This is a genomic window from Cognatishimia coralii, from assembly GCF_037478305.1.
Classification (GTDB): domain Bacteria; phylum Pseudomonadota; class Alphaproteobacteria; order Rhodobacterales; family Rhodobacteraceae; genus Cognatishimia; species Cognatishimia coralii.
Genome location: NZ_JBBGAZ010000007.1, coordinates 119,384 through 135,719 on the forward strand (window position 1 = coordinate 119,384; position 16,336 = coordinate 135,719).

At 57.2% G+C, this 16,336-nt stretch carries 17 protein-coding genes and 1 riboswitch; of the genes, 13 read left to right on the forward strand and 4 right to left on the reverse strand.

Features of this window, described 5'->3' with window-relative positions; translation table 11 throughout:
- Positions 1-15: 15 nt before the first annotated feature.
- Positions 16-145, forward strand: a riboswitch (FMN riboswitch).
- Between the two features lie 70 nt (positions 146-215).
- Entirely contained in the window at positions 216-683 is a 468-nt protein-coding gene (locus tag WG622_RS13315) for a 6,7-dimethyl-8-ribityllumazine synthase (protein ID WP_339404056.1), read from the forward strand.
- On the opposite strand, the gene WG622_RS13320 is transcribed toward WG622_RS13315, so the two are convergent.
- Complete coding sequence (locus WG622_RS13320) at positions 680-1,489, reverse strand: hormone-sensitive lipase (protein ID WP_339404057.1); 810 nt, start codon at positions 1,487-1,489, stop codon at positions 680-682. The two genes, WG622_RS13315 and WG622_RS13320, sit on opposite strands and share 4 nt — an antisense overlap.
- 52 nt (positions 1,490-1,541) lie before the next feature.
- Here WG622_RS13320 and WG622_RS13325 point away from each other — a divergent pair, with 52 nt between their 5' ends.
- The 7 genes from WG622_RS13325 to WG622_RS13355 all read left to right on the forward strand — a co-directional run bounded on the left by WG622_RS13325 (position 1,542) and on the right by WG622_RS13355 (position 6,981).
- Complete coding sequence (locus tag WG622_RS13325) at positions 1,542-2,060, forward strand: MarR family winged helix-turn-helix transcriptional regulator (RefSeq protein ID WP_339404058.1); 519 nt, start codon at positions 1,542-1,544, stop codon at positions 2,058-2,060.
- Positions 2,053-2,889 carry a tryptophan 2,3-dioxygenase gene (locus tag WG622_RS13330; protein ID WP_339404059.1) on the forward strand — a complete coding sequence of 279 codons (837 nt, stop codon included), beginning with the start codon at positions 2,053-2,055 and terminating at the stop codon, positions 2,887-2,889. Before WG622_RS13325 ends, WG622_RS13330 begins: the two co-directional genes overlap by 8 nt.
- Before the next feature lie 20 nt (positions 2,890-2,909).
- Entirely contained in the window at positions 2,910-3,290 is a 381-nt protein-coding gene (locus WG622_RS13335) for a cupin domain-containing protein (protein WP_339404060.1), read from the forward strand.
- A 24-nt stretch (positions 3,291-3,314) separates the two neighbouring features.
- Positions 3,315-4,499: a kynureninase gene (kynU, locus tag WG622_RS13340; protein WP_339404061.1), complete on the forward strand. Its 1,185-nt coding sequence runs from the start codon at positions 3,315-3,317 to the stop codon at positions 4,497-4,499.
- Between the two features lie 15 nt (positions 4,500-4,514).
- Positions 4,515-4,751, forward strand: coding sequence for an Lrp/AsnC family transcriptional regulator (locus WG622_RS13345; RefSeq protein WP_339404062.1), 237 nt, complete (start codon positions 4,515-4,517; stop codon positions 4,749-4,751).
- Positions 4,752-4,813: 62 nt separating this feature from the next.
- Complete coding sequence (locus WG622_RS13350) at positions 4,814-6,082, forward strand: NAD(P)/FAD-dependent oxidoreductase (RefSeq protein ID WP_339404063.1); 1,269 nt, start codon at positions 4,814-4,816, stop codon at positions 6,080-6,082.
- Positions 6,083-6,165: 83 nt separating this feature from the next.
- Positions 6,166-6,981 (forward strand): enoyl-CoA hydratase, encoded by an 816-nt coding sequence (locus tag WG622_RS13355; RefSeq protein WP_339404064.1) that lies wholly within the window; start codon positions 6,166-6,168, stop codon positions 6,979-6,981.
- A 3-nt stretch (positions 6,982-6,984) separates the two neighbouring features.
- On the opposite strand, the gene WG622_RS13360 is transcribed toward WG622_RS13355, so the two are convergent.
- From WG622_RS13360 to WG622_RS13370, 3 genes are read right to left on the reverse strand one after another with little or no spacing between them, the layout of a single operon-like run.
- Positions 6,985-7,836, reverse strand: coding sequence for a fumarylacetoacetate hydrolase family protein (locus tag WG622_RS13360; protein WP_339404065.1), 852 nt, complete (start codon positions 7,834-7,836; stop codon positions 6,985-6,987).
- A gap of 17 nt (positions 7,837-7,853) precedes the next feature.
- A complete protein-coding gene (locus WG622_RS13365) occupies positions 7,854-9,002 on the reverse strand; it encodes a fumarylacetoacetate hydrolase family protein (protein ID WP_339404066.1) in 1,149 nt (382 codons plus the stop codon).
- The gene (locus tag WG622_RS13370) at positions 8,999-9,901 is read right to left on the reverse strand and encodes an SMP-30/gluconolactonase/LRE family protein (protein ID WP_339404067.1); all 903 of its coding nucleotides are present in this window, start codon (positions 9,899-9,901) and stop codon (positions 8,999-9,001) included. The genes WG622_RS13365 and WG622_RS13370 overlap by 4 nt, the downstream gene beginning before the upstream one ends.
- 759 nt (positions 9,902-10,660) lie before the next feature.
- On the opposite strand from WG622_RS13370, the gene WG622_RS13375 reads away from it, so the two are divergent.
- Genes WG622_RS13375 through WG622_RS13395 form a run of 5 tightly spaced genes read left to right on the forward strand, consistent with a single transcriptional unit; the run spans position 10,661 to position 16,336 of the window.
- Positions 10,661-11,914, forward strand: coding sequence for an ABC transporter substrate-binding protein (locus WG622_RS13375; protein ID WP_339404068.1), 1,254 nt, complete (start codon positions 10,661-10,663; stop codon positions 11,912-11,914).
- 54 nt (positions 11,915-11,968) lie between these two features.
- Positions 11,969-12,934: a carbohydrate ABC transporter permease gene (locus WG622_RS13380; RefSeq protein WP_339404069.1), complete on the forward strand. Its 966-nt coding sequence runs from the start codon at positions 11,969-11,971 to the stop codon at positions 12,932-12,934.
- A gap of 1 nt (position 12,935) precedes the next feature.
- Positions 12,936-13,757, forward strand: coding sequence for a carbohydrate ABC transporter permease (locus WG622_RS13385; protein WP_339404070.1), 822 nt, complete (start codon positions 12,936-12,938; stop codon positions 13,755-13,757).
- Positions 13,754-15,328, forward strand: a complete 1,575-nt coding sequence (locus WG622_RS13390) for a glycoside hydrolase family 43 protein (RefSeq protein ID WP_339404071.1) — start codon at positions 13,754-13,756, stop codon at positions 15,326-15,328. The genes WG622_RS13385 and WG622_RS13390 overlap by 4 nt, the downstream gene beginning before the upstream one ends.
- Positions 15,329-15,331: 3 nt before the next feature.
- Positions 15,332-16,336 carry an ABC transporter ATP-binding protein gene (locus WG622_RS13395; protein WP_339404072.1) on the forward strand — a complete coding sequence of 335 codons (1,005 nt, stop codon included), beginning with the start codon at positions 15,332-15,334 and terminating at the stop codon, positions 16,334-16,336.

A 16,336-nucleotide genomic window follows, 5' to 3' on the forward strand; every position in this document is an offset into this window, starting at 1 on the left:
TCTGCATTACAGCGCAAATATTCTCAGGGCGGGGTGAAATTCCCCACCGGCGGTGATAGCCCGCGAGCGGCCCATGTTTTGGGTGTCAGCAGATCCGGTGAAATTCCGGGGCCGACGGTTAAAGTCCGGATGGTAGAGAAGCATGCGGTGATCCTTCGCGGGTGACCCGTGTCAAAACGCTCTGGGATCTTGTCATTGGGAAAGGACTTAGAGCTATGACAAAATCCCCAAACTTCGCCTTCATCAAGGCGCGCTGGCATTCTGATATTGTGGATCAATCTCTGGTCGGTTTTGAAAACCGTCTGGCCGAGATGGGCGTGGATGCCGGTATTGAGACATTCGACGTGCCCGGCGCGTTTGAGATGCCATTGCTCGCACAAAAGCTGGCTGCAACCGGCAAATATGACGCTGTTATCGCTGCGGCTCTGGTCGTGGATGGCGGTATCTATCGCCATGATTTCGTCGCGCAGGCTGTGGTTGATGGCCTGATGAAAGCAGGCATGGAGACAGGCGTGCCGGTGCTGTCCGTGTCGCTGACACCGCATCATTTCCAGCCTTCAGAAGAGCACGAAGCCTATTTCCACGCGCATTTCGTCAAGAAGGGTGCAGAGGCTGCGAATGCGGCTGTGCAGATCACGTCCGTTCACGCCGAATTGGCAGCGCCTGCAGAGCTTGCGGCCTAGGACGTCAGGTCCAAACACAACGGGTGATCGGCGTCTGCAAGCCCGTCGATCACGTCAAAATGATGCTTGCCCGGGTCCGCAACGAGCCGGGCAGGGACGCCGGCACAGCCCCAGTTTTCAGTGATCAAAGCAGACTGGCGCAGGAACTCTGGCCGTTCGCAGGCCCCAACCCAAGCGGTGAAATCAAATCCTTTATAGGGCGCTCTGAGTGCGGGGCTTTCGGCGTGTGCGGTTTCTTTCGTCAGGCCAAGTTTTCCATTCATCGAGTGCCGCAACAGGGGGCGCAGATCGTGAACACCACTTATGCTGACGATCTTGTCGATCCGATTTGCGACCATATCGGGCAGGGGCGCAGTTTCGCACCCCATCTGTGACACCAAATGTCCGCCTGCTGAGTGTCCCGTCAGCCGGATCGGGCCCTCGACCTCTTTGGCAACCATTAATACCGCACGACCAATCTGCGCCGTGATCTCAGGAATTTTCGCTTCCGGCGCAAGGGTGTAGCTCGGCATAGCGACGGCCCAGCCGTGTTCTATCGGCCCGCGCGCCAGATGCGACCAACTGGATTTATCAAAGGCCTGCCAGTAGCCGCCATGCACGAAAACGATTAGCCCTTTGGGCGCCTCAGTCGGCAAAAAGAGGTCAAGCTTTTCACGCGGAGCCTCGCCGTAGGTCAGATCCAACCGGCCACGCACCGAGGCGCGAAACTCTGCGGCCTGTTCTGACCACATCGGCGGAAAATCCGCTGCATTCTCGATGTGGTCGCCATTGGAAAAGGCATCTTCCCAGTCGATCTCTGTTGTCATCCGCGAAGCCTCAAAAAATCTCTTGCGTGTTTTGTTTAGGTTAATATATTTCATGCTTGAAGCAAGTGAAATTCCAAACACAGAGCGTCGCGTGTCAAAGCCCTTCAAGCCTGATCCCCCAGACGGAGACCTCAGCAAAGAGCGTCTTGAGCTGTGGCTGCGTTTACTAAAGGCGAGCGGTTTGATCGAAGAAGAATTGCGGCGACGATTTCGCAGCGAGTGCAATTCGACCCTGCCGAGGTTTGACGTGATGGCGACTTTGGCGGCCTCAGGTAGCGGCCTCAAGATGAGCGAGATCTCGGCGAAGCTGCGCGTCTCGAACGGCAATATCACGGGTATCGTCGACAAGCTAAGCGAAGAGGGGATAGCCGCGCGCGTGCCCTTGCCCGGCGACCGGCGCGCGCATCTGGTGCAACTGACCGACAAGGGGCGCAAGGTTTACGAAGACCACGCCAAGGCCCATGCGGGATGGATCGATGAAATCCTCAGCGGCCTAAACGCTGATGATATCGAGGGCATGATCCTGCGCCTCGATTACATGACCAAATTCTTGGAGAGCGACGATGAGTAGCGCCTACAACCCCAGCGAAGACGGCGCGCAAATGGGTTTTGCCAAGGCCATGTCCTACGGCGACTACCTTGGGCTAGAAGGGCTCTTGGCGCAGCAACACCCGCAAAGTACGGCCCATGACGAGATGCTGTTTATCATCCAGCATCAGACCAGCGAGCTTTGGATGAAACAGGTTCTCCATGAACTCGGCGCCGCGCGGATTGCGCTAAAGACCGGCGACACGCCGCAGATGTTCAAGATCCTTGCCCGTGTTAGCCGCATCTTTGAGCAACTTAACAACGCTTGGGATGTGCTGCGCACGATGACGCCTGCGGACTATACGACCTTCCGAGAAGCGCTCGGGCCATCAAGCGGGTTTCAGTCCTATCAATACCGGATGATCGAATTCACCTTAGGCAACCGCAACCCGCATATGATGCAACCACATGCGCATGTGCCAGAGGTGCATTCCCTGCTTGAGGCAGAACTGGCGCGTCCCAGTTTCTACGATGAGGTGGTGGCCCATCTGTTTCAAACGCTGGATGGGCACACGGACAATATGCCCGCACCGCAGTTGGACAGCCCGCACGCGGCACAGCCAGAAGTCCAAGCGCGTTGGAAGCAGGTTTATCAAGACACAACAACGCATTGGGCGCTCTATGAGCTGGGCGAAAAGCTGATGGATATGGAAGATTACTTCCGCCGCTGGCGCTTTAACCACGTCACCACCGTTGAGCGTGTCATCGGGTTCAAACGCGGCACCGGAGGGACGTCTGGTGTGCAATATCTCAAACGCATGCTCAGCGTCGAACTCTTTCCTGAACTCTGGAACGTAAGAGGCGAACTCTGATCAAATCAAAGGATGATGTTATGAAATTTATCTCTTTCTGCGCGGCACTCGCCCTTTCGGCCACCGCAGCCTTCGCCCAAGACCTGTCTCGCGAGGAAATTCGCCGCGTGCCGGTGCCCGGGTCCGAGACCATGGAAGTGATCGTCAGCAAACTCACTGTCGCGCCAGGCGCGACGATCCCAATGCACAGCCATCCCGGCGACGAGCATGCAGTGGTGATCACTGCGGCGACGGCACAGGCCCCAAATGGGCAGGTCATCGAATTCCCGATCGGGGCGACGCTCTATTTTCCGGACGGGCAGGTGCATGGCGGTCTGACCAATATCGGCGAGGCACCCATGGTGGCGATCACGACCCATGTGGTACGGGTTGGCGAACCTCTGACCATTCCGGCTCAGTAAGATTTGCGACACGAGGGGGGAGCAATGTTACCACGCAAAGATCTGTTTGAGTTGCCCGAAGGGGTGATCTATCTGGACGGCAACTCATTGGGACCATTGCCAAAAGGTGCACAAGAGCGTGCCATGCGCACCATTTCCCAAGAATGGGGCGGAGAGCTGATCCGCGCGTGGAATTCCGCTGATTGGATGTCTTTGCCGCAAAAGGTCGGGGACCGCATCGCTGGTTTGATCGGGGCCGCACCGGGCTCGGTTGCCACCGGAGACACCCTCTCGATCAAGGTCTATCAGGCCTTGGCTGCCGCGCTGAAAATGCGACCTGGGCGCAAGGTGATCCTGTCGGACAAAGGCAATTTCCCCACCGATCTCTATATGGCGCAGGGTCTGATCAAGACGCTGGACGCGGGCTATGAATTGCGCACGCCTGCGCCTGAAGACGTCGCGGATGCGATCACGGATGAGGTCGCTGTGGTCATGCTGACCCAGGTCGATTATCGCAGCGGACGGCTACATGACATGCAGGCAATCACCGAAAAGGCCCATGCGGCGGGCGCCGTAATGATCTGGGATCTGGCGCATTCGGCGGGGGCTTTGCCCGTAGATCTGGCGGGCAGCAACGCTGAATTTGCCGTCGGCTGCACCTATAAATACCTCAACGGCGGCCCCGGAGCACCCGCCTTCATCTATGCGCGGCCTGATATTGTCGAGGACGTAGAGCCTGCGCTCGCCGGTTGGCTTGGCCACGCCGCGCCCTTCGCGATGGACCCAGCCTACAGCCCCGCCATGTCGACAGAGCGCCTGCGTGTCGGTACGCCCCCAGTGGTGCAATTGTCTCTGTTGGATGCTGCTTTGGACGTCTGGGACGGCGTCAGCCTGTCTGATATCCGCGCGGCATCGATTGACCTTTGCGAGACCTTCATCGCCGAGGTCGAAGCACGCTGCCCTATGGTAACGCTCGCCTCTCCGCGAGACGCGCAGCAACGCGGCTCTCAGGTTTCTTTTGCTTTTGATCCGGGCTATCCGGTGGTGCAGGCCCTCATCGATCACGGCGTGATCGGAGACTTCCGCGCCCCCAACATCATGCGCTTTGGTTTCACGCCGCTGTACATTGACCAGGCCGACGTCATCCGCGCCGCCGAGATCCTTGAGACCATCATGACTGAGGGTCTCTGGAAGGACCCGAAATACCACCAAGTTTCCAAAGTCACCTGAGTAAAGGACATCACTATGGTCTGCCTTTTTGTTCAAATCCGCTGCACCCCCGGCACGGCCTATCGGGTCGCCGATGACATCGCGCTGCGCGAGATCCATTCCGAGCTTTATTCCATCAGCGGGGACTATGATCTCTTGATGAAGCTCTACATTCCCGAAGGCGAGGACGTCGGGCGCTATATCAACGATAATCTTCTGAACATCGACGGCATTGAGCGCACCCACACGACCCAGACCTTCAAAGCCTTCTGAGCGCTTGCCAAAGCGATGCCGCGCACGGATAGTCGCGGCAAGAGCATTGGGGAAATTGCTGCATGGTTTTGGAAAACCTCTGGGAAAAAACCGCCGTTGCGCCGCCAGCGACCAAGATCCTGGCGAGCGCACAATCCGCCTATGATCTTGTGGTCATTGGCGCTGGATTTTCCGGCTGTTCAGCGGCTCTGACCGCGCGGGATCTGGGGGCGTCTGTCGCGGTTTTTGAAGCCAAAACAATCGGCTACGGAGGGTCCGGGCGCAATGTCGGTCTGGTGAACGCAGGCCTTTGGACGCCGCCCGACGAAATCGAGGCCGCGATTGGCAAGCGCGAGGGCTCGCATCTTTACAATAGCCTCAGTGCGGCGCCGGACCATGTGTTTTCCCTGATCGACCGGCTGAATATCGAGTGCAATGCGCGCCGCAATGGCACATTGCATTGCGCCCATGCGGACACGGGGCTGGCGGATCTAAAATTGCGCGCGAACCAACTGCGCGCGCGCGGCGCTCCGGTTGAGCTGTTGGACGCCAACGCCACGCGCCATCGCGTTGGCTCTGACCGGTTCAAAGGCGCGCTTTTTGATCCGCGGGCAGGGACCATTCAACCTTTGTCCTATGTGCGTGGTCTGGCCAAAGAGGCCCTGATAGCAGGCGCGGATTTGTTTGAAAACGCGCCGGTGCATCATGTGAAAAAGACCTCATCGGGTTGGATGGTGTCTGTTGGCGAGCAGGTGATTTTCGCCAAAGCTTTGTTGCTGGCGACGAATGCCTATCTGAACGGCCTGAGTGGCTTGCCCGCGCCACAATTCACCAAAGTCGGCTATTTTCAGGCGGCCACGCGTCCGCTGGAGCCCACGTGGCGGCGTAGCATCCTGCCCGGCAAAGAAGGTTGTTGGGACACGGCCATGGTCATGTCGTCGTTCCGTATGGACGGCGAGGGGCGTCTGGTGATTGGCGGGGTGGGATCCCTCGACAGCATCGGGCGGGGCGCGCATCTTGCCTGGGCGCAGCGCAAACTAGCGTATCTTTTCCCTCAACTGGCAAAAGAAACCCTGCAAGAGGCGTGGAGTGGCGCAATCTGTATGACCAGTGACCACATTCCAAAGATCCTGGAGATTGGCACCAAAGGCTATGCGCTCTTTGGCTATTCTGGTCGCGGGATCGGGCCGGGAACGGTCTTTGGCGCGACGGCCGCCCACGCGCTTTTGACCGGAGACCGCCAAGACCTGCCAGTGGTGCCCACCAAAGCGCATAATGAAAAGCTGACGGGCCTTAAGGAAGTCTACTACGAGGCCGGAGCGACTCTGACCCATATGGTCTCTGCCCGTTAGGACGTGGCGTTCCGACTAGGATTATTTGCAATTGCCTCGGCATTTGCCCCATGATCCTGTCAGCCACTCTGGGAGGATCAGACATGCATGATGGATCGACACCGCCGATGGACCCGGTCACGCTTGAGGTGTCCGACGGCATTGCCACGCTGACCATGGAGCGGCCACGCTCGATCAACGCGCTGTCCGAAGAGATGTTGGCAGCGCTACAAGCGCAGCTTGATGACATCGCTACGCGTCGCGACATCAAAGTGGTGATCCTGCGCGGGGCGGGGGATCATTTTTGTGCGGGGCATAACCTCAAGGAAATGACCGCGCGGCGGGGCGATGAGGATGGGGGGTATCAGTATTACAACGACCTCTTTGCCACCTGCGCCAAGATGATGATGTCGGTCGTGAACCTGCCGCAACCTGTGATCGCTGAGGTCACGGGCATTGCGACGGCTGCGGGCTGTCAGATGGTGGCGAGTTGTGATCTGGCGGTGGCGTCTGAAGAGGCGCGTTTTGCGACCTCTGGCATCAATATCGGGCTGTTCTGTTCCACGCCCATGGTGGCGCTCAGCCGGAATGTGCCGCGCAAAGCGGCGATGGAAATGCTGTTGCTGGGTGAATTTATCCATGCAGACAAGGCTTTAGAGATGGGCCTTATCAATCGCGTGGTGCCCTTGGAGCAGGTCGCGGAGACGACCCGCGAGATGGCTGCAAAGATCGTTAGCAAGTCTCCGGTCGCTGTGAAAATCGGCAAACGTGCCTTCTATGAGCAGGCCGAGATGAGTTTGGCCAAAGCCTATGAGTATGCCGGTCGCACTATGGCTGACAATATGATGGCGCGGGACGCAGAACGTGGCATCGGGGCCTTTGTGACCAAAGCCCCAATGCCGGAATGGGAAGGCGAATAGGCGTTAGTCCCAAGCCACCACGGTCTGGCGCTGTTGGCCCAGCCCTGTAATGCCAAGTTCCACGACATCGCCCGGTTTCAGGTACTGCGGCGGCTTAAAGCCCATACCGACGCCCGGAGGCGTCCCCGTCAGGATGAGGTCGCCCGGCTCAAGCTGCACAAACTGCGACACATGGTGGATGATCGTGCGCACGTCAAAGATCATCTTCGACGTATTGCCCGTCTGTTTGCGGGTGCCGTTCACATCCAGCCACATATCGAGGTCCTGCACATCGGCGATCTCGTCCGGCGTCACAAGCATCGGGCCGGTCGGGCAGAAGTTTGGAAAGCTTTTACCTTTCACCCATTGCCCGCCGCGTTCGATCTGCCAAGAGCGTTCAGAGACATCATTGGCTAGCGTATAGCCCGCAACATAGTCCAGCGCGTCCTCCATCGACACACAAAGCGCGGTCTTGCCAATCACCAAGGCCAGTTCGACCTCCCAATCCAGCTTGGTCATATGGGGCGGGTAGGGGATGTCGGCATTGGCCTCGCAAAAGGTGGCCGAGGATTTGCTAAAAAGGATCGGTTCCTCAGGGATCGGCAGGCCCGCTTCTTCGGCGTGGTCGGAATAGTTCAGGCCGATGCACCAGATATTGCGGGGTTGTGCGACCGGCGTTGCAATGCTGAGGCCCGCGGTGTCCAGCTGTTCCAGATCGTTGATGTCAAGCGAGGCCAACCGATCCATCAACCCCTCTGCAAAGGCAGCAGGCGAGATGTCGTCACAGATGGTCTCCAGCCCGTGCCACGTGTCTCCGTCCATAGATGCCGCCGGAATGATCGATCCCTCAGCGTTCTGAAAGCGTTGTAGTTTCATCGTCTTACTCGTCCTCGTTAAAGTAAATTGCGCGCAGCGAGATTGCGCATCAGATGGCTGGCCCCAAAGGTCCATTCATCACATGTGGTTGATAGCTGAACGCGATTGCGCAGCGTGCCCAGACCCGGGGCTTTGATCTCGACCTGATCACCAAGCTTGTGGGTAAAGCCTTCGCCCGGCACGTCCCGGTCCTGCGTGGGCGCGAAAAGCGTGCCAAGATAAAGCATCAGACCATCGGGGTATTGGTGATGCCGTCCTAAGGTTTGAGCGACAAGGTCTTCGGGGTCTCGGCTGATTTCTTTCATCGACGAATGGCCGGTCATCTCAAAACCGTCTTCGCAGCGCACGGTCAGTGTCAGTTCAGCCGCGCGGACGTCGTCGAGCGTAAAGCTCTCGTCAAACACGCGGATCATCGGGCCGATGGCGGCTGAGGCGTTGTTGTCCTTTGCCTTTGACAGCAAAAGCGCCGAGCGGCCTTCAACGTCGCGCAAGTTGACGTCATTGCCCAATGTTGCGCCTACGATTTGACCCGTTGAGGAAATGGCCAGAACCACCTCGGGTTCAGGGTTGTTCCAAGTCGACACCGGATGCAGCCCGACATCGGCTCCAAAGCCGACGGCAGATAGGACCTGCGCCTTGGAAAACACTTCGGCGTCAGGGCCGATGCCGACCTCTAGGTATTGCGACCACAGACCTTCTTCGATCAATGCAGCCTTCACCTTTTGCGCTTCAGCAGAGCCTGCTTTGATGTTGCGCAGACTGTCTCCGATGGCGCCACCGATGCGCGCGCGGATGTCTTCGGCGCGTTGAGGATCCCCTTTCGCGCGCTCCTCGATGACGCGCTCCACCATCGACCCCGCGAAGGTGACGCCACAAGCCTTTACGGCCTGAAGATCGCAGGGGGCAAGGAAATGGACCTGCGCGCGATCCCCAACCGGAGCCGCTGCGATCTGCTCAAGCGATCCCATCGATCTGCCTTCTGCGGTTTGCACATAGCGCGCGGGGTCGTCCATCTCGCAGATATCCCGCACCAAAGGCGTGGATTTGGACGTGATATCAATGACCTCTCCGTCGCGCAGGGTGACAATGCAGGGCCCACCCGCCTCAGGCGACCACACGCGGCCGAGCCACGTTCCGGCATGTTCAGCCTCTGTTAAAAACGTCATATACTGGTCCTTTCTTGCGGGATGAACTGGCCATGCGGCAGGCCTTTGACTGGGATATCGAGCGCAAAGAGCCCGCCCGCCTCTGGTGCCTGTTTGAGCGCCTGTGCGTCCATTCCCACCCGCGCTGTGGTGATAAACAGACGATCCAGATTTGCGCCGCCAATGCAACAACAAGTGACATTGGGCAAGGGGAGGGGGATGACTTTGTCCAGTTGGCCTTCAGGTGTAAAACGCAGCACTGCACCTCCGCCAAACCGTGCGTTCCAAACATAGCCCTCGGCATCTACCGTCGAGCCGTCCGGCACCCCATAGTCCTTGATATCCGCAAAAAGACGCCCTTCACCAAGCGCGCCTTGCCCGTCGTAGTCATAGGCATAGATGGCGGAGCCTGCGCTGTCCGCGAAATACATCCGCGTGCCATCTGGTGAAAAACAAATCGAATTCGCGCAGCCGATGTTTTCAAGAAGGGCTTCGCACCCATTGCCATTCCAGCGCCAAACCGGTGTTGTTGGGGACATGGCGTCTTCGTTTATGCCGCCTATGACGAAATTCCCCGTACGGTCCAGGTTGCCGTCATTCATGCGGGTGTTGGGAGCACCTGGTTGATAGCCGCGCAATTTTTCACGCGCGCCGGATTGCGAATCAAAATGGTAAAGCCCGTCAGAAAATCCGGCGAGCAGGGTTTGGTCTGGCAGAAACGCGAAAGCACAGAGTTTACCGGGCAGGGGGATCGACCGAGGATCGCCACCATTGGCGTCGCAGGACCAAAGCGTCTCTCCGAAAATATCGGTCCAATAAAGACGTTGATCAGTGCAATTCCATTGGATGCCTTCGCCAAGCTGGTTCCTGCAATCCAGCAGCAGAGTTGCAGCAAGTGCCTGTGGTTCATGCCCGGTCATTTTGCGGTCAGCCCATAGTTGAAATGACCTGAGTCGCTAATCAGGTGTGATCTATAGATTCGGGGCTGCGCGTATGAGGCTACACCCAAAAATCCCGCTGTTTTTCGAACAAAATCGAGGAAAGTTGGGCGTTTTCCTGAAAATTCTAGCCCCATGGAAGTAAACATTTTTTTACACATTGGCGGTTCAATCCCTCATCGCAAGCACATGATGCAAACTGCGATCATGAATTATTTTTCTTGACGAAATTAATGCAATATCTATTCTAAATCACACCTAAAGCGCAATGAAAATGTGCTTTGGTCGGCCAGGCCTTACCCCGAGGACGCGCCGACGAGTGGAGGGGGAAGAGTATGAGTATTTTGATGTCGCTGCCTGATTTTACCCGTGACGCCTTGGTCAACTCGGCAAGTGAGCTAACCCGCTTGCCGGCGCGGACCCCATCCCGATACCGCGCTCTTGGTCCTTTGAAGGCGATGTCCCCAGCGGGCGCACTTCGGACAGTTCAAATACGCTATTTGCACGCAATCTCCCATACCATGCAGCTCCTTTCGCAAATAGTGCCCCGCAACAGGAGAGGCGCTGCTTGTCACAGCGCTTCTCCTAAGTGGGTTTGAAGGGGCGCTTCCCCAAAAGCGCCGGTGTCTGCCTAGGACTTGTTCGGAGGAAACAGTTTTAGACGAATTCAGGCACCCAATGATGAATATCAAATGAAAGTCCGGGCACCCCGGTCTAGAGTTAAAAAAAGTGGAGGAAATTATGAAACACGTCTCACTCACGCTCGCGGCTTCGCTGGCATTCACTGCCGGAACCGCTTTTGCGGATGTGACCGTTGACGTTTTGTCGATCAACCGGGATTCAACACCTTGGCTGGGGCTCTACACCGATGCTGTTGCCTCGTTTGAAGCCGCAAACCCAGGCGTCAAAGTGAACCTGCAGTTCATGGAAGATGAGGCGTTTAAGCAGAAACTGCCTACTTTGCTGCAGTCTGATGCGGCGCCTGACATGTTCTTTAGCTGGTCCGGCGGCGTGTTTTATGAACAAGCCGAGCAGGGTTTCCTGCGTGCTTTGGATGACGCCACTGTTGCTGAATGGAAGCAAGATCTTTCCGCGGGTGGCATGGCGGCCCTGTCTCACAACGGCAAATACTACGGCGCGCCAGAGGCCTCTCAGAACGTTGCGATCTGGTACAACAAAGATCACGCGGCGGCACTGGGCATCGACCCGACGTCTATCAAAACCTATGACGACCTTCTGGGGGCAGTGGAAACCGCGAAAGCAGGCGGTGTGACCCCATTTGTAGTCGGCGGTCAGGACAAATGGCCTCTGCATTTCTTCTATTCCCTGATCGCGATGCGCATCATGGGCCAAGAAGGTATGGCGGCTTCGGCCGCGGGTGAGAATGGCGGCTTTAACAATGAAGATTGGTTGCGTGCCGGTCAGGAATACATGCGTTTGATCGAGCTCGAGCCGTTTCAGCCGGGCTTTATGGGGGTGAAATACGATGGGGCAACCGGCCTTTGGGGTGACGGAGCGGCTCTGTTCCACCTGATGGGCGACTGGGATCTTGGCGCGTCACGCGGCGCTGCCAGCAATGGCGGCCTGTCTGATGACCAACTCGGCGTGATCCCATTCCCAATGATTGAAGGCGGCAAAGGCGCAATCACCGACACGCTAGGTGGGGCCTCGGGCTTTGTTCTGACCAAGGACGCACCGGATGAAGCGATTGATTTCCTGAAGTATTTCATGGGTGTCGACGTTCAGAAAGCTGCCGCGAGCGGTGGGGTCTATATCCCAACAGTACCCTCTGCAGGTGGGTTGGTAGAGGACGTGATCCTCAAGCAATTTGCTGCCATCGGGGGTGCGTCAACCTATCACCAGCTGTTCCTGGATCAGTTCTTCGGTTCCGAGCTGGGTGGCGCGATCAACGACGTCTCTGCCCAGATGGCCACCGGCGACATCACGCCCGAAGCCGCTGCCGAACTGCTCGAAGAAACCCGCGCGTTTCAGTGACCTAAAGTGAAATTGCTCTCCCCGCCAAAGGGGAGGCGACCTAAGGCAAGACAGATGGTCACCACGACAGACTACGCAACCCAAGCAACGCTTAAGCCAAATGTGTTCCGCCGTATGTGGACAGACGGCCAGCTTAAGATGTTGCTGATCTTCCTGCCACCAGCACTGCTAGTGTTCACGGTCTTCGTGATCCTGCCCATGCTCCAGGCCGGTTTCTTTGCGCCCTACAAATGGTCTGGCTATGGACCTGCTCCCTGGGTTCTGAACGAAGACACCGGCCGCGAATTTGGCCGCTGGGTCGGAAGCCAAAATTTCGAACGCATGTGGGGGCATTCCGCTTTCCAACAGGCCTTTGAAAACACGCTTCTGGTGATCGCTGTCTCGCTGCTTATTCAATTGCCGATCGCTTTGTTTCTGGCGCTGTTGATCTATCAAAACAGCCGCATCAACACGATCTTTCGACTGGTGTTTTTCCTGCCCTACATCATGGCAGAAGTCGCGACGGGTCTGATCTTTAGTTTTGTTCTGGATGGCAACTATGGCCTGTCCAAATGGTTCTCGGACCTAATGGGATATGAAACGGCCTTCTTCCCGCTGGCCGAGAAACCCTGGGCGTTTTATTCCATCCTCGCGGTCATCGTCTGGAAATACTTCGGCTTTCACATGATGATCTATATCGCAGGTCTTCAGTCGATCTCGAAAGAGCTGATCGAGGCCGCGCGGATTGACGGAGCCTCTGCCATCCAGCGCGCCTTTTTCATCCAGATCCCGCTTCTGTGGCCCGCCATTACGATCTCGATCTTCTACTCGGTGTTGGGTGGATTGCAGGTCTTTGATCTTGTGATGCCGATGACCGCCGGAGGCCCGTCGAACTCGTCCCATACGTTGGTGAGCTATCTCTATAACTTCGGCTTTGTGCGCCTGAATGTGGGCTTTGGCTCGGCGGTTGGCGTGTTCCTATTCGCAGTCGGCGTGGTCTTTGCGCTGGTCTATCGCAACACCGTCCAGAGGGGGCAGTAAGATGTTTGAATGGAAAGACGCCGGTCGCATCTCTGTGCTGCTTTTAGTTTCGTCCCTGATCCTGATCCCCTTAGCGGCGACGGTTCTTGGAGGTTTCAAAACCTCGGGTGAGCTGCGCGTGTCGCCCTTTGGGATCCCGGATCAATGGCATATGGAATTCTATGGCGAGATCTTTGCGGATGCGAACTTCTGGCGCTATCTCTGGAACTCGCTCGTGATCTCTTTGCTGACGGTGTTCCTCACCGTGCTGATGGGCGCCATGGCCGCATATGCCTTTGCACAGGTTCGGTTTTTCGGGTCAGAGTTCCTGTTCAGTTACATGTTGTTGGGGCTCATGTTCCCCTTCGCCGCAGCCATTATGCCCCTTTTCCTGACGGTCCGAGATCTTGGCTTGCTTGACACCCCTTGGGGCGTCGTTCTGCCCCAAGTCGCCTTTGGTCTCGCGTTCTCGATCATGTTCTTCCGCACGTTCTTCTCCCAGATGCCTGCGGAGCTTTTCGAGGCCGCACGGGTCGATGGCTGCGGCTATATCAAGTTCTTCTTTCTCTTCACGCTGCCCCTCTCGACGCCAATCCTGGCGACCATCGCGACCTTTGTGTTCGTGCAGAGCTGGAACAACTACCTTCTGCCACTGATCATGCTGAATGACCGGGCGGGCTATACCTGGACGTTGGGCGCGATGGACTATCGCGGAGAGTATACGGCCGAGTGGAACCGAACGCTGGCCTTTGTTTCGGCCACCCTAGCGCCTGCAGTGGTGTTCTTCTTAGCGGCCCAGAAATACATCGTCGCAGGCCTGACCGGAGGTGCGGTAAAAGGATGACTATTAAAAACCCAATTCTTCCGGGCTTTCACCCCGATCCCTCGATCTGCCGCGTGGGCGAGACCTATTACATCGCGACCTCGACCTTCGAGTGGTACCCCGGCGTGGAAATCAACGCCTCGACAGACTTACAAAACTGGTCGGTCGTGGCGCGTCCTCTGGACCGCGCTCAACAGCTCGATATGCGCGGAGAGCCTGACAGCTGCGGTGTCTGGGCACCCTGTCTGTCCTATCACGACGGTCTCTTTTGGCTGATCTATACGGACGTGAAACGCTATGATGGGAACTATAAGGATACCCACAATTATCTGGTCACGGCCCCCTCTATTGAAGGGCCGTGGAGTGACGCAATCTATCTGAATTCCAGTGGCTTTGACCCTTCGCTCTTTCACGACGATGACGGGCGCAAATGGCTGGTGAATATGGATTGGGACCATCGCGGGAACAGCGCGAACCCTCGGAGTTTCTTTGCGGGCATTATCTTGCAAGAGTATGACCCCGAGCAAGGTAAACTGGTCGGAGAGGTCACCCGGATTTTTGAAGGGTCCGAGGCGGGTTTCACCGAAGCACCACATCTTTTGAAACACGACGGGCGCTACTACCTCTGCACAGCCGAAGGCGGGACCGGATATGGCCATTGTATCACCTATGCGCGTGCCGATGTTTTGACGGGACCCTATGTGCTCCCAGACAAACCCAATGTGCTGACAGCGCGGGACGAACCGGACGCGCCCTTGCAACGCATCGGCCACGGACAGCTTGTCCAGGGCGAGGACGACACGTGGTGGCATACTTTCCTCTGTTCACGCCCCTTGCTTGGCAGGCCCTTCAGTCCACTGGGGCGCGAAACAGGGATCACCAAAGCACACTGGAATGATGGTTGGCTGGTGCTAGAGGATCCCCAGCACACGACAAGGACAGACGGGTTTTACGAAGACTCTGAGACCTACGCGTTTGACGGTGCGCTTCCTGATGCCTTTCAATGGCTGCGTTCGCCTGACAAAGATCGTCTCTTCTCGCTGACAGACCGCTCGGACGCCCTTAGGATCTTTGGCCGCGAAAGCGTCGGCTCCTACTATGAACAGGGTTTGGTGGCGCGCCGCCAGACCGGTTGGCGCTATTCAGCCGAGACGCTGGTTGATTACAGCCCGCGCGATTATCAGACCATGGCGGGGCTCATTGCCTATTATAACCGCCATCAGTTTCACTACCTCTATATCACCGTCTGCCCAAAGGGCGGCCGCCAGCTTGAGATTCAATCCTGCAACGGCGATTGGCCTGAAGGGGAGCTGACTTTCCCTCTGGAGGCTCCAGTGGACCTGCCCGACGGGCTTATCGAACTTGGAGTAGATGTTGACCACAGCGGACTCCAGTTCCGCTGGCGCAGCGTAGGAGGGGACTGGTGTCCCACAGGTCCTCTCCTCGATGCGTCCCTGCTGTCTGACGAAGCCGGCCGCGGCGACCGCGCAAATTTTACCGGAGCCTTCGTCGGCATGGCGGCCCAAGACCTGAACGGGTCGGGTCTGCACGCCGATTTCCTCGGCTTCTCGTATCGTAATAGGAAAGAGTAACCCATGGCAGAAGTACGCCTTACCTCCGTTCAGAAATCCTTTGGCAACGTGAATGTCATTCCTCAACTGGATCTGACCGTCAAAGAGGGTTCTTTCACCGTGCTCGTGGGCCCGTCTGGTTGCGGTAAATCTACCCTATTGCGCATGATCGCGGGTCTCGAAGAGGTCTCGGGCGGGTCGATCTATATCGACGGGGTGGATGTCACAAATGCCCAGCCCTCGGATCGCGGCATCGCGATGGTGTTTCAATCCTATGCACTTTATCCCCATATGACCGTGCGCCAAAACATTGGCTTTGGCCTGCGTCTGGCAAAGATGGCCAAGGACGAGATCAACCAACGCGTCGAAGAAGCCGCCGAGATCCTTCAGCTTGGCCCGCTTTTAGACCGCAAACCCAAGCAATTGTCTGGCGGTCAGCGTCAGCGTGTGGCCATTGGCCGTTCGATTGTGCGCAAGCCGAAAGTCTTCCTTTTTGACGAACCGTTGTCCAATCTGGACGCCGCCCTGCGTAGCCAGATGCGGGTCGAGCTGGCAGAGCTGCATTCTAAGCTGGATGCCACAATGATCTACGTCACCCATGATCAGGTCGAAGCCATGACCATGGCCGATCAGATCGTGATCATGAAAGGTGGGGAAATCCAGCAAACCGGTGCTCCGATGACGCTGTATAACCAGCCAAACACGCCTTTTGTCGCTGAGTTCATCGGCTCGCCAAAGATGAACCTGATCGAAGGCGCTGTCGCGATGGATCTGAACGCCAAAGCCATCGGGATCCGCCCTGAACATATCCGCGTTAGCCCAGAGGAAGGCGCTTGGAAAGGCCGTTTGCGCCACGTCGAGCACCTTGGCTCTGACACCATCGCTTATGTCGAAAGCCCTGATACCGGGGCCATGACTGTACGTCTGGTGGGCGAGGTCTCGATGCGGTCGGGGGACGAGATTTACATGACGCCAATGATTGGAAATATGCATCTGTTTGGTCACGATGGATCGGTGCAAAGGGTTTGA